11 protein-coding genes are annotated in these 12,931 nt (G+C 55.5%); 1 reads left to right on the top strand and 10 read right to left on the bottom strand.

Annotation, left to right across the window (positions count from 1 at the left end):
* Window positions 1–18: 18 nt before the first annotated feature.
* The 9 genes from AC07O2_RS07785 to AC07O2_RS07745 form a co-directional block, all read right to left on the bottom strand.
* Window positions 19–1,173, bottom strand: coding sequence for a deoxyguanosinetriphosphate triphosphohydrolase (locus AC07O2_RS07785; protein WP_495075167.1), 1,155 nt, complete (start codon window positions 1,171–1,173; stop codon window positions 19–21).
* Window positions 1,174–1,247: 74 nt separating this feature from the next.
* A complete protein-coding gene (gene aroB, locus AC07O2_RS07780) occupies window positions 1,248–2,372 on the bottom strand; it encodes a 3-dehydroquinate synthase (RefSeq protein ID WP_495075166.1) in 1,125 nt (374 codons plus the stop codon).
* Window positions 2,373–2,418: 46 nt separating this feature from the next.
* Window positions 2,419–2,943, bottom strand: a complete 525-nt coding sequence (locus AC07O2_RS07775) for a shikimate kinase (protein ID WP_495075165.1) — start codon at window positions 2,941–2,943, stop codon at window positions 2,419–2,421.
* Window positions 2,940–4,880, bottom strand: a complete 1,941-nt coding sequence (locus tag AC07O2_RS07770) for a hypothetical protein (protein WP_495075164.1) — start codon at window positions 4,878–4,880, stop codon at window positions 2,940–2,942. Before AC07O2_RS07770 ends, AC07O2_RS07775 begins: the two co-directional genes overlap by 4 nt.
* A gap of 32 nt (window positions 4,881–4,912) precedes the next feature.
* Window positions 4,913–7,051, bottom strand: coding sequence for a type IV pilus secretin PilQ (locus AC07O2_RS07765; RefSeq protein ID WP_495075163.1), 2,139 nt, complete (start codon window positions 7,049–7,051; stop codon window positions 4,913–4,915).
* The gene (locus tag AC07O2_RS07760; protein ID WP_495075162.1) at window positions 7,048–7,590 is read right to left on the bottom strand and encodes a pilus assembly protein PilP; all 543 of its coding nucleotides are present in this window, start codon (window positions 7,588–7,590) and stop codon (window positions 7,048–7,050) included. Before AC07O2_RS07760 ends, AC07O2_RS07765 begins: the two co-directional genes overlap by 4 nt.
* Window positions 7,587–8,246, bottom strand: a complete 660-nt coding sequence (locus tag AC07O2_RS07755; protein WP_495075161.1) for a type IV pilus inner membrane component PilO — start codon at window positions 8,244–8,246, stop codon at window positions 7,587–7,589. Before AC07O2_RS07755 ends, AC07O2_RS07760 begins: the two co-directional genes overlap by 4 nt.
* A 10-nt stretch (window positions 8,247–8,256) precedes the next feature.
* A complete protein-coding gene (locus AC07O2_RS07750; protein WP_495075160.1) occupies window positions 8,257–8,880 on the bottom strand; it encodes a PilN domain-containing protein in 624 nt (207 codons plus the stop codon).
* The gene (locus AC07O2_RS07745) at window positions 8,877–9,956 is read right to left on the bottom strand and encodes a pilus assembly protein PilM (protein ID WP_495075159.1); all 1,080 of its coding nucleotides are present in this window, start codon (window positions 9,954–9,956) and stop codon (window positions 8,877–8,879) included. The genes AC07O2_RS07750 and AC07O2_RS07745 overlap by 4 nt, the downstream gene beginning before the upstream one ends.
* Before the next feature lie 254 nt (window positions 9,957–10,210).
* On the opposite strand from AC07O2_RS07745, the gene AC07O2_RS07740 reads away from it, so the two are divergent.
* Window positions 10,211–12,601: a penicillin-binding protein 1A gene (locus AC07O2_RS07740; RefSeq protein ID WP_495075158.1), complete on the top strand. Its 2,391-nt coding sequence runs from the start codon at window positions 10,211–10,213 to the stop codon at window positions 12,599–12,601.
* Here the strand turns inward: AC07O2_RS07740 and cyaY are convergent, their stop codons facing one another.
* On the bottom strand, window positions 12,602–12,931 hold the full coding sequence (cyaY, locus tag AC07O2_RS07735; RefSeq protein ID WP_495075157.1) for an iron donor protein CyaY: 330 nt from the start codon (window positions 12,929–12,931) through the stop codon (window positions 12,602–12,604). It abuts the gene before it with no gap.

The raw sequence follows: 12,931 nt of genomic DNA, 5'->3' as shown, positions 1-12,931 counted from the left end.
CACATAGGCATGGGGTCATCATCCCCACAATTTCTGGCCCGTCAGGCGTTCGTGCTCGCGGGCAGCGTAGCGGTCCGTCATGCCAGCAATGTAGTCGGCCACATTGCGCGGCACAGCTTCGGCCTGGCGCGTGGTAAAGCGCGCCGGCATCTCCTGTGGAGCCGCCAGATAGGCTTCAAACAGCTGGCGCACCATGGTCTTGGCCAACGCCATGGTGTCCACCACCTGGGGGTGGCGGTACAGGTTTTTCATCAAAAACCGCTTCAGTTCCAACGATTGGACACGCATCTGCGGGCTGAACGACAACAGAGGTGGGCACAGCCGCGCGGCATCCGCATCGGCAGGGGTCGCCGCCTGCACGGCGACTTGGGTAGCAGCAATCACGTCATACACCTGGGCGCTGAGCATGCGGCGGATGGACTCGTACAGCAGGCGGCGGGCCGGCAGCTGTGGGTGTTCAGCCAAGGTTTGGTCATGAAAATGGGCTACCAGCGGCACCTCTTGCAGTTGCTCCAGTGTGATCAGGCCAGAACGCACGCCGTCATCAATGTCGTGTGCGTTGTAGGCGATTTCGTCCGCCAGATTGCACAGTTGCGCCTCCAGACTGGGCTGGGTATGCGCCAGAAAACGCTGGCCCACGTCCCCACGTCCGTCGGGGTGCGCGGGAGCCAGGGCCTCCAGCTTTTCAGCATTGGTGCGGGAGCAGTGCTTCAAAATACCTTCACGGGTCTCAAAAGTGAGGTTCAAGCCGTCGAACTGGGGGTAGCGCTCTTCCAGTGCATCGACCACGCGCAGGCTTTGCAAGTTGTGCTCAAAACCGCCGTAGTCGGCCATGCAGGCGTTCAACGCATCCTGGCCCGCATGGCCAAACGGGGTATGGCCCAGGTCATGCGCCAGAGCAATTGCCTCCACCAGGTCTTCGTTCAGCGCCAGCGCCCGTGCGATGGAACGGCCCAGTTGCGCTACCTCGATGGAGTGGGTCAGACGGGTGCGGAACAGGTCACCTTCGTGGTTCAAAAACACCTGGGTTTTGTACACCAGACGTCGGAAGGCGGTGGAGTGGACGATGCGATCGCGGTCGCGCTGGTATTCGGTGCGCGTGGGAGCCGCTACTTCCGGGAAGCGGCGGCCCCGCGTAAGGGCCGGGTTGCAGGCGTAAGGGGCTAATTGCATCTTTCCAATCCAACAGGCCGCCAGCGCTTATATTTCCTACGCAAGCAGCTACCAATTAAATAGCAAGCAGACTCCTAGGCACAGCAGAAGTCCACCACTTCACGCACCAAGGCATCGGGTGCACCGCGCATCACAGCGTTGCCTGGCGGCTGTATGAGTACAAACTTGATTTCACCGGCCTCGGACTTTTTGTCCACCCGCATCAGCTGCAGGTAGCGGCCCGCGTTGTCGGCAGCATCCAGCACGGCGCCGCGCGTGGGCAAACCCGCCTGCTGCACCAGGCGGGTCAGCCGCTCAACAAACGGCATGTCCACGCCACCCAGGCGCTGAGACAAATGCGCAGCCATCACCATGCCGCTACCCACGCCCTCGCCGTGCAGCCAGGCGCCGTAGCCCATGCCCGCCTCGATAGCGTGGCCAAAGGTGTGGCCAAAATTCAGAATCGCCCGCAGGCCGGACTCGCGCTCATCCTGGCCCACCACATGGGCCTTGATCTCACAACTGCGCTTGACGGCGTAGGCCAGAGCAGCTGGATCGCCTACCCGCAAAGCCTCGATATTCACCTCCAGCCAATCCAGCAGCGCCATGTCGGCAATGGGGCCGTATTTGATGACCTCAGCCAAGCCGGCACTTAGCTCACGCGCCGGCAAGGTGGCCAAGGTATCCAGATCGCACACCACTTTGCAAGGCTGGTAGAAGGCGCCCACCATGTTCTTACCCAGCGGATGGTTGATAGCCGTCTTGCCGCCCACTGAAGAGTCCACCTGCGCCAGCAGCGTAGTGGGTACTTGCACAAAGGGTACGCCGCGCATGTAGCTGGCGGCGGCGAATCCGGTCATATCCCCCACCACACCGCCGCCCAGCGCAAACAACACCGTCTTGCGGTCACAACCGTGGCCCAGCAGGGCATCGAAAATCAGATTCAGGGTTTCCCATGTTTTGAACGCCTCGCCATCGGGCAACGCCACGGTATGGACGGCCGCGTAACGCCCTTGCAGTGCGGCCTGCAAACGCTGGGCGTACAACGGACCCACTGTGGTGTTCGTCACGATCAAGGCCGCAGCAGCGCGCGGCAGATCTGCCCAGGTGGCAGGGTTGTCCAGCAACTGGGTGCCGATCACGATGGGATAGCTGCGGTCACCCAGGCTGATGGAAACGGTTTGGGAGGTGATGGCGGAAGTAGCGGAAATGGCATGCATAGCCGCACAGTTTAAGGCGGAACGCCGGGCCTGCCTGCGGTACAACTCACTCAGTTGGAGGACGCGGCGTACCCAGCTCCAACTGCATCACGATCATGTTCACGAGACTGGCGACCGAGGGTCGACCGGTTTCAATCACGAAATGCGCCGTCTCCCGGTACAAGGGGTCGCGCACCGCAAACAGATCACGCAAACGGGTCAAAGGATCGTTCACCTGCAGCAAAGGGCGATTCACGTCATTGCGCACGCGGCGAAATACTTCTTCAGGCGTGGAACGTAGGTAGACCACCTGGCAACGCTCCTGCAAATGCAGGCGATTGGCCGGCCGCAAGGTTGCGCCACCACCAGTCGCCAGCACACCATGTGGCTGCAACGTCAACTCATCCAACACAGCCTCTTCCACATCGCGGAAACGCGCTTCCCCCTCACGTTCAAAGAACTCACGGATAGAGCAGCCAATACGCTGCTCGATGACGTGGTCTGAGTCGGTGAAGGGGACTTGCAGCCGCCGGGCAAGTTGGCGGCCTACGGTGGATTTACCGGAGCCTGGGAGGCCGACGAGACTAATCAAAGAGGTTGTGTTGTGGATGTTCCACCAGGAGTAGTGACGGTTACGTTAACCGTTACTGATGTGCAATCTGAATCACCACTCAAAACAATATTGTGAAGCCCCCCATTTGGAGAGTTAACAACCACATTAGGGCTCGCTGCAACAACAGTGCAGGTTGCCCCCGAGGTAGCGATAGCAGCAGACACGGTCGTACCAGTTGGCATGGCGTTGAACAAACTCACATTGCCATTTATATTTGCATTTGCATTGGTGTCATGTATCCACACAGTGAAGCCGGTTAAAGTTTTTGCCGTAGTTCGCGTAATCGATGCACTAGAGGTCGCCAAGGTAATTATGGTTTGCTTACGCACCCGAATTGCACTACTCCAAGTACCATCACAAGTATTAACAATTGCTGGATACGTATTAGTGCTGTCAACACAAGCGGTAGAGTTTGTGCTGGTGTCAATAATCTGTTCACCACTGGCCCAACTGCCGTCTTCGTTCAAGTCAATATAAGCTTTACCAACGTCGTAGAAGGTTTCACCCGACTGCCATATATTGTCACCATTCAAATCGATGAAGCTTTCCTCTCCATCGAGATACGCAAGGATCGCTACTCGTCCGTTGACCGGCCTAGTCCCTTGACTGGTATAAGTTACCGAGCAAGCTGAGGCTGTAGTAGTGCAGCTGCCAGTCACCAAACCGGCACTGGCTACAAAGTTGACGGATGTACCATCAGGGACAGGATTTCCCATGCGGTCTGCAACACGCATTGTCAACGAAGTTGTAACACCATCGGTAAGCCAGGCTTCAATGCTTAATTTGGTCGCACTCAAGGAGGCCGCATTTTGAGTTGCAGCACCAGTAGTCACAACTAGGCCCAACGACGATGCCGAAACCGTACTGTCCGATACCAATGTAGCCGTCACCGACGCAGTAGTTGGCAGCGTACCTGAAGCTAAAGTAATTGACGCGAACCCACTGCTATCGGTCGTTACGGTTTGCGCGGATGTACTTGTGCTGCCACTCAATGAAAACTTCACTCCAGATGCAATAGATGCAGTGGAAAGCGACATGCTCACTGCTTGTGAAGCCATTCCCACGGATGAACTATCCAAAACCTGAAATTTAACAATAGAAGTCTTTGAACCACTGGCTGCACTAGATACATACATCAGCACAGGTGTTGCAGAGGAGAACACTATATTCGCAGCCTTTGCTGCAGTGACGACAATGGTTTTGGCTACGTCAGCTGCGCCGGAAGCGGAGGCCGCCAATGTCACTGTAGTACCGCCACATCCGGATACTGACTTATAAGTGGAACTTGCCAGCCCACTACTGGTTGTGGTGGCGCTGCTAGGACTGAACGATCCGCAACTCGCAGTAAAGTTAACGACCACGCCGGAGGAAACCGTACCGTCCACCGCCGCAACTACAGTGACCGCAGAGGTTTCCAACGCACCTATGCTGGTCGGCGATGCAGCCATGCTGCTTAATGTCACGTTAGACGCCGTGGTACCAAAATTCAGGCTGCCTGTTACCGCAGAGCCACTAACCGTTGCAGATGCAGACAAGGTTGCGGCACCCGTGGTTGTCAAGCTGAGAGGACTAATTAAAACCTTTGCCACACCACTGCTATCGGTCAAAGCCGTGGCTGCTGCAGCATTACCCGCTAACGTAGCGATGGTGAAGTCGGTAGAAAAAGTAACCAATTGGTTGGGCAGAACCGTACCACTGGCATTAGTAACCACCGCTTTGGCATAGTAAGTACTGCTCTTACTAATTGAGTTAGCACTCAACGTAGTTCCTGTAGCATTGACCAATGAGACCGCTACAGTAGGTGTACTTGTGGTGGTCGTAGTCGTTGATGAAGAAGTTCCAACATCACCCCCACCTCCGCACGCGGCCAGCATAGCTATCACTATCAGCCACATCCAATACTTCAAATAACGCATAGCTCTATTCCCTGCTTTTAATTCAATACTTATTAACGTGCTGCCGAGCGCTCAATAATCATCTTAGGCGTAATGAATACCAGCATTTCCTTCTTGGTACTCGCCTGGGTTTTTGTTTTGAACAGATTGCCCAAGTAAGGGATATCGCCCAACACCGGCACCTTGGTCACGCTGTCCGACTCGTCCAGAGTAAAGATACCGCCAATCACCACCGTCCCGCCGTTTTCCACCAGCACCTGGGTCTTGATGTGCTTGGTATCGATGGCAATACCAGCTGCAGTGGTCTCACCACGGCTGTCCTTATTGATATCCAAGTCGAGAATGATGTTGCCCTCGGGGGTGATCTGCGGAGTAACTTCCAGCTTCAGGTTGGCCTTGCGGAAAGCCACAGATGTTGCACCACTGGATGTCGCCTGTTGATAAGGGAACTCAGTGCCCTGCTCGATCAAGGCCTTGGTCTGGTCGGCCGTCACGATGCGCGGGCTGGAAACCAACTTACCCTTCCCATCGTTTTCCAAAGCCGATATCTCCAAGTTCAAGAAGCGATTCGCTGCACTGCTAAAAATGGACAACGCAAAAGACGCTGCGTCATACCCCCCCTGCCCCACAGCCCCCAGATTCACAAAATTGCTACTGGTATCCACGGCGGCACCGCTTGAGCCATTGCTGGCCGTTACATTGCTGTAACTCGTCCCGACCGTAAAGCGGGTATTACCAGAGAGCCCATAACTCCCAGCAGCAGTTCCCGCAGTGGTTGAACTTCCTGCCGTAGAGCCCAACTTCACACCTAGCGATTTACCGAATGTATCCGATGCCTCAACAATTCGCGCCTCAATCAAAACCTGACGCACAGCAATATCCAGCTTTTTGATGAGCTCCTGAACAGCCACCAAGCGGCTCGGAATATCTGTTACGAACAACTGGTTGGTACGTGGCTCAGAAATCGCGGTGCCGCGTGCGCTAAGAAAGCGCGGGCCGGTGCTGACAGTTCCGATTGCAGAACCGCCCAATTGCGTCACAATGTCGGACGCCTTGGCATAGTTCATCTGGAACGACTGGGTCTGCAAAGGCTCCAACGCCTGCATAGACGCGATGGATTCCAAATCCTTTTTGGTACGCGCATCAATTTCATCCTTGGGTGCAATCCACAAGACAGAACCCGACTTGCGCATGCCCAAGCCCTTGGAGTCCATGATGATTTGTAGTGCCTGATCCCACGGCACATCCTTCAGGCGCAAGGTAACCGAACCCGTCACTGAGTCAGAGGTCACCACGTTGAAGTTAGTAAAGTCGGCAATGACCTGCAGCAATGCGCGCACTTCAATGCTCTGGAAGTTCAGCGACAGCTTTTCACCCGAGAACCCCGGCGTTTGCACCAGCTTAGTGGTGTCCACTTTTTGTTGCCGTATCTCGACCACAAACTGACCATCACTCTGATAGGCACTGTGATCCCAAGCCCCTTTAGGCTCAATAACCATGCGCACACGGTCCCCCTGTTGGGTCGTGGTAATAGTTTGAACAGGGGTACCAAAATCAGCAACGTCCAAGCGGCGACGCAAACCCTCTGGCAGGGTGGAGCTCAAGAACTCCACCACCAAACTCTGTCCTTGCTGGCGTACATCCACACCGACCTGGCTGTTTTGCAAAGACACGATCACACGCCCAGCATTGTCATCCGCGCGGCGGAAATCAATATCCTTTAGCGGAGCTTTATCTCGGCTGCCGTTATCCGCAAAAGTAGGCGCCGCAGCCATAACCGGAGCCGAAGCCACAGGGTCAAGCACTACCAGCAATGAGTTGCCCTTGATCTCCGCCTTGTAGGAAGTCGCCTGCTTCAGATTGAGCACCACGCGCGAACGCTCGCCCACTTGAACCACATTGACTGAACGCAAATTACCCTGGTTGACATCGATAGACGAACGGCCAATGCCGTTAGACACACCAGGAAAATCCAATGCAATACGGGCAGGAGACTGAATGGACACTCCGGACGGCAAGGCTGCCAGTGGTGCAGAAAGATCAATACGAATGACCTCTGAGCCCCCTTGCAGGGAACCAGTCACAGATTCGATCGCAGTTTGGGCATGGGCAGCAACCGAGGCCACAGCCACCACCAACGCGATTACCAGACGGTCTAGCATGTGCCACCCCTTCAGATTTTGCTTTTTCATTTCGCTCCCTCTTGTAGCACCAAACTAGCCGGCCGCTCGACCCAATCACCCGTGGCGTCTTGCACGATTTCCCGCAAACTCATTTCAGACTCGTCAATCTTGGTTACCAAGCCGTAGTTCAAACCTAAGTGGTTGCCTACGCGAACTTGGTACAGCAAGTTGTCGATACGTACCAATGCCACAGGCTGACCGGCTTTGCGCAAGCTACCCACCATGACCATGGAGTCCACAGGATAGGCCTCAAGCGCCTCCTTGCGTCGGGCCAATTCTGGTGCGATCAATGCTGTGTTGGCCACACTTTGGGTGGAATCGCGCTTCAGTGCCTGAGTCAACTTCTGCAAGTTGAAAGGATCGACAGCGCCTTCTTGAGTATAGGCTTGAGGGATGAATTTTTTAGGCTCAACCAAAGGGGTGACACGTGGATGAACCGTACTGCGCTGCTCACTCATCCATTGACGCAACTCATCTTCGCCGGATGCACCACACCCCGCCAGCATCGCAATCGAACACCCAACAAACGCATACGAAAGGAACCTCATTTTTTGGCTCCTGGCTTCTGCGCGGCAATTTCATCGGCATCCAGATAGCGGAAAGTGCGTGCAGTCACATCCATCGCCAAATTGCCATCAGCCAAAGGTTGAATGGAAAGATTATTTAACGTCACGATGCGCGAAAGATTTGCCACGTCGGAAGCGAAAGAGCCCATATCGTGATAGTGCCCCGTGACTTTCACGGCAATAGGAAGCTCAGCGTAATAGTCTTTGACGACCACTTGCCCGGGGCGAAAAACTTCAAACTGCAAACTACGCCCCAAACCAGCCTGATTGATATCTGACAACAATGCTGCCATTTCTGCCTTGCTGGGCAATTGCTTTTCTAGCTGCGTCACATATTGCTGCACCTGTTCACGCTGCTTCTTCAGTGCGTCCAAGTTCACAGCCTTGGCAAATTTTTTCTGGTACGTATCACGCAGCTCCACCTCTTTAGCACGCTCAGCATTGAGGTCATCCTCGTAACTGTTAAGCCAGGCAAACCAGAGCGCAAAAACTACCGCCAAAATCACCGCCAAAAACAATAGCGCACGAGGAACGACTGGCCATTGCGATGGATCACTAGGGTGCAAATTGCGGAACTGCTTTTGCACACTCTCCTGTACCGCAGGAAAGTCAATATTGAATGAAAGTTTTTTAGCCATGACAGTCTTGCTATGGGCGAGCGGGAGCAGAAGCGGGAGCTGCACCGGAACCATCCGCAGCCTTTTGCACCTCGCTGGATCGCATCAAGCGCACGCGCAAATTGAATTTAGCAACGCGCCGTTGATCTCGTGGCGTCAAAGCCACACTGCCGGCCACGATTTCCGTCAACTCGGGGCGAGACAACCAAGGGGTGTTGTTTGCCAGGTTCCGTAATAACTCGGAGATACGCTCGTTCGATTGCGCCACTCCTTGTATCGTGACGCTTTGATTCTCCTGTTTGAGGCTGGTGATATAGGTGCCATCCGGCAGCTGTTTCACCAACTCATTCAGCAGGTACACTGGCAGATTTCTATCCGACTGCAAGTCTTCCACCGCCTTTTGACGTTCTGTCAAAGCCTTAATTTCCGCCTCGATATTGGCGATTTCCTTGATCTGCTCATCGAGCACGGCAACTTCTTTAGTCAAAAAAGCATTGCGTTCTTGCTGATCAGATATCTGGTTTTCATACCAGAGGAATCCCACGCCTATCAGCAAAGCGCCAAACACAGCGGACAGCGCCAAGGTGGCGTTAAAAGTCTCGCGCCTGCGCTTTCTGGCCGCCTCACGGTGCGGCAATAAATTGATAAGAATCACTGCAGAAACCTCCGCATGGCCAGACCACAAGAGGTCAGATACGAAGGCGCTTCGCGCATCACCTTGTTCAGACGCACGTCACTACCCATTTCCATACCATCGAATGGATTGACCAAAGTGCAGGCAAAAGAAGAAACCTGGGTCACCGCCTCGACAAGGCCAGGCAAGGAGGCAGAGCCCCCAGCCAGAAACACCATATCTACCGAGTTATACGGCGTACTGGTAAAGAAGAACTGCAGCGCCCGGCCTACTTCCTGGGCCAGGCTATCCACAAAGGGCTGCAGTACGACACTGGCGTAGTCCTCCGGCAGTTCACCACTGCGCTTTTTGGACTCTGCTTCCTCCGGGGAAAATCCATACTGCCGCACGATCAGCTGCGTCAGCTGAGCACCACCAAACGCCTGGTCACGCTCATACAAGACCTCATCGTTGCAGATAATCTGCATACTGGTGGTCAAAGCTCCGACCTCAAACAGCGCCACCTTGAGATTGACACCCTGGTTAGGCATGCGCTCAATCAACCGCGAAGTAGCCAAGCGGGAGGAGTACGACTCGATATCCAGAACCACTGGATTCAGGCCTGCGGCTTCCGCCAATCCTTGTCGATCCTGAACTTTTTCTTTGCGTGACGCGGCAATCAATACATCCACATCGCCAGCGGAACTTGCACTCGGCCCCACCACACAAAAGTCCAGACTTACCTCTTCCAGAGAAAACGGTATGTATTGGTTGGCCTCTGACTCGACCTGGACTTCCAACTCCATGTCCGACATGCCGCCAGGCAACACGATTCGCTTGGTGATCACGGCCGATGGGGGCAAAGCCATGGCCACATTTTTTGTGCGGGTACCGCTTTTCTTCACTAGCCGACGCACAGCTTCCGCTACTTCGTCGAATTTTTCGATATTTCCGTCGGTGATCCAGCCGCGCTCAAGCGGCTCAATCGCGCACCGCTTCAAAACCAAATTACCGGCAGCATCATGATCCAGTTCGACCAGCTTCAGACTGGATGAGCTAACGTCAATACCCAATAGCGGCAAAGGTTTACGGCTGAATAACGATCCCAATGAGATCAAATCCTTCTCCTGGTAGTGAGCAAGACGCTACAAAATCTAACAAATTTTGGGGATGCTATCAGCAAGATCGGGGCCGGCAAAGCATATTTCTCAATACGCTCACCCCATTCGTGGCTGAAAAACACCGCTGCTGCCGCATGGTATCCGGTCAATGCGCCAAGTCTACTGCGTGAGCCATACCGAGCGTAAAGGCAAAATGAGGGCAATTTACGTAGCTTTCATTCCTATCGGCCCTATTTGGCACTCTGTTTGTTATGCCCAAAAAACCCACGTCCAGTGCCCCACCTCCCGCTCCCAAGTCCCGCTCCACTCTGGCCGTCTGGTCTTTACGCTTGCTGCTCTGGGGCGTAGGCGCCGTTGCGGCAAGCGTGCTGGCTATTGCATTGGTTATCGGCATCGCGCTAGCAGTGGCGTACCCCAATTTGCCCGATATTTCGGATCTTTCCGACTATCGACCCAAGCTTCCCTTGCGGGTGTTCTCGTCCGAAGGCATCTTATTGGGCGAATACGGTGAAGAACGCCGCTCCTTGACGCCCATCAAAGAAATCCCGCAAATAATGAAAGATGCGGTCTTGGCCATCGAAGATGCGCGCTTTTACCAGCACGGCGGCGTAGATTACAAAGGTATGGTGCGAGCCACGCTGGCAAATCTGGGGCACGTAAAGAGCCAGGGTGCCTCGACCATCACCATGCAGGTGGCACGTAACGTCTATCTGACCGCTGAAAAAAGCTATACCCGCAAGATCTACGAAATCCTGCTGACTTTCAAGCTGGAGCACGCCTTCAGCAAGGACCAGATTCTGGAAATCTATATGAACCAGATTTTCCTGGGCAACCGTGCATATGGCTTTGCGGCAGCAGCAGAAACCTATTTCGGTAAACCACTGAAAAATATCTCGATTGCCGAGGCCGCCATGCTGGCAGGCCTGCCCAAGGCGCCCTCTGCCTACAACCCGATCACCAACCCGTCCCGCGCCAAGGTGCGCCAGCAGTACATCATCAGCCGGATGGAAGAAAACGGCTTCATCACCGAGGAACAGGCCAATGCGGCACGCAAAGAAGAGCTGAAAGTCCGCTCTGGCGCCAGCAATGACCGCGTCCACGCCGAATACGTGACCGAAACAGTGCGCCAGCTGATGTTCAACCAATACGGCGATGAAACCTACACCCGGGGACTGAATGTGTACACCACGCTCAAGGCCGACGACCAGGACGCGGCCTATAAATCCCTACGCAAGGGCTTGATGGACTTCGAACGGCGGCAGATCTACCGCGGCCCGGAAAAATTTGTCACCCTGCCTACCAAGGCCGACGAGTTGGACGATGCGATTGACGACGCTCTAACCGACCACCCGGATAACGGCGACGTGATGTCGGCCATCGTGTTGGACGCCAACCCCAAGAAAATTACGGCCGTGCGCCAAAACGGTGACGCAGTGGAAATCACCGGCGATGGGCTCAAGCCGGCCCAATCCGGCCTGTCCGACAAAGCCCCGCCTAATATCAAAATCCGTCGCGGGGCCGTCATCCGCGTCACCAAGACACCGAAGAACACCTGGGAAATCACCCAGCTGCCCGAGGTCGAAGGCGCTTTCGTGGCCCTGGACCCACGCGACGGAGCCATCAAGGCACTGGTCGGAGGCTTCGACTTCCAGAAGAACAAGTTCAACCACGTCACCCAGGCCTGGCGCCAACCCGGCTCCAGCTTCAAGCCTTTTATTTACTCCGCGGCGTTGGAAAAAGGCTTCACGCCTGCCACGGTGGTTAACGATGCACCGCTGTTCTTTGATGCCGGCGTGACTGGCGGCCAACCCTGGGAACCCAAGAACTACGACGGCAAGTTTGAAGGCCCGATGCCTTTGCGCACCGCATTGGCCAAGTCGAAAAATATGGTGTCCATCCGCATCCTGCAGGCAGTAGGAACACAAACCGCCCAGGAATGGATCACACATTTCGGCTTCGAGGCAGAAAAGCACCCGGCCTACCTGACCATGGCACTGGGCGCGGGCTCGGTCACGCCCATGCAGATGGCCACGGCTTATTCGGTATTTGCCAACGGCGGCTACCGTATCAACCCCTGGCTGATTACCAAGGTCACTGACCAACGCGGCAAAGTGCTAGTAGAAACAAAGGCCCCTGGGCTGAACGAGGCCATGCGCGCCATCAGCCCGCGCAATGCATTCATGATGTCCAGCCTGCTCAATGAAGTCACGCTGCGCGGCACTGCCGCCTCGGCCCAGCGCATCTTGAAGCGCCCCGACGTATACGGGAAAACCGGCACCACCAACGACTCCATCGATGCCTGGTTCGCAGGCTACCAGCCCACACTCACCGCAATCACCTGGATTGGCTACGACACACCGCGCAACCTGGGCGCACGCGAAACCGGCGGCGGACTGAGCTTACCTGTGTGGATCAGCTTCATGGAAAAAGCCCTTAGCGGCGTGCCCGTAGCCGAACTCGTGCCGCCCGAAGGCGTGACCAACGTGGGTGGGGAATGGTTCTACACCGAATACAACCGCACCAGCGGGGTCTCCAGCCTGGGCCTGGACGACAAGGGAGCCGCTACCAATGGAGGCACGGCGCCCCCGGCACCGCCTGCTGCCGAGGAGCGCAACCGCATCCTCGATCTGTTCAAGAACTGATCAGGCGGAGAACACCAGCGGCAGGCCAGCCTGCACGCTGGCATCACGCGACAGGCTGGCAAAAAATTCGCCCTGGCCTTTGGTATCTCTCCACTGATCGCTATCAAACTTGTAGTGATAGCCGCCCGACTTGGCGGCCATCCAGACCTCTTGCAGCGGTTTTTGCAGATTGATGATGATCTGGCTGCGGTTGGGGAAGGTCAGTGTCACCATGCCGCCGGTGCGCTGGTTGTCAATATCGGCGTCGGTACTGTCGTTGATGCGGTCGCAGCTAGCCTCCACTGCCTGGAGCAAAATTTCTGCGCGGTCCATGAACTCGGGGTCGGTCAT

It is taken from the genome of Rhodoferax sp. GW821-FHT10B06, assembly GCF_059415605.1.
The sequence above is the reverse complement of the archived record's forward strand: the minus strand, read 5'-3'. Positions and strand labels throughout refer to the sequence as shown.

What these genes read in the sequence shown, in the direction of transcription:
- AC07O2_RS07785 (WP_495075167.1), bottom strand. Translation starts at nt 1,173, where the DNA reads ATGCAATTAGCCCCTTACGCCTGCAACCCGGCCCTTACGCGGGGCCGC.
- aroB (WP_495075166.1), bottom strand. Translation starts at nt 2,372, where the DNA reads ATGCATGCCATTTCCGCTACTTCCGCCATCACCTCCCAAACCGTTTCC.
- AC07O2_RS07770 (WP_495075164.1), bottom strand. Translation starts at nt 4,880, where the DNA reads ATGCGTTATTTGAAGTATTGGATGTGGCTGATAGTGATAGCTATGCTG.
- AC07O2_RS07765 (WP_495075163.1), bottom strand. Translation starts at nt 7,051, where the DNA reads ATGAAAAAGCAAAATCTGAAGGGGTGGCACATGCTAGACCGTCTGGTA.
- AC07O2_RS07760 (WP_495075162.1), bottom strand. Translation starts at nt 7,590, where the DNA reads ATGAGGTTCCTTTCGTATGCGTTTGTTGGGTGTTCGATTGCGATGCTG.
- AC07O2_RS07755 (WP_495075161.1), bottom strand. Translation starts at nt 8,246, where the DNA reads ATGGCTAAAAAACTTTCATTCAATATTGACTTTCCTGCGGTACAGGAG.
- AC07O2_RS07740 (WP_495075158.1), top strand. Translation starts at nt 10,211, where the DNA reads ATGCCCAAAAAACCCACGTCCAGTGCCCCACCTCCCGCTCCCAAGTCC.
- cyaY (WP_495075157.1), bottom strand. Translation starts at nt 12,931, where the DNA reads ATGACCGACCCCGAGTTCATGGACCGCGCAGAAATTTTGCTCCAGGCA.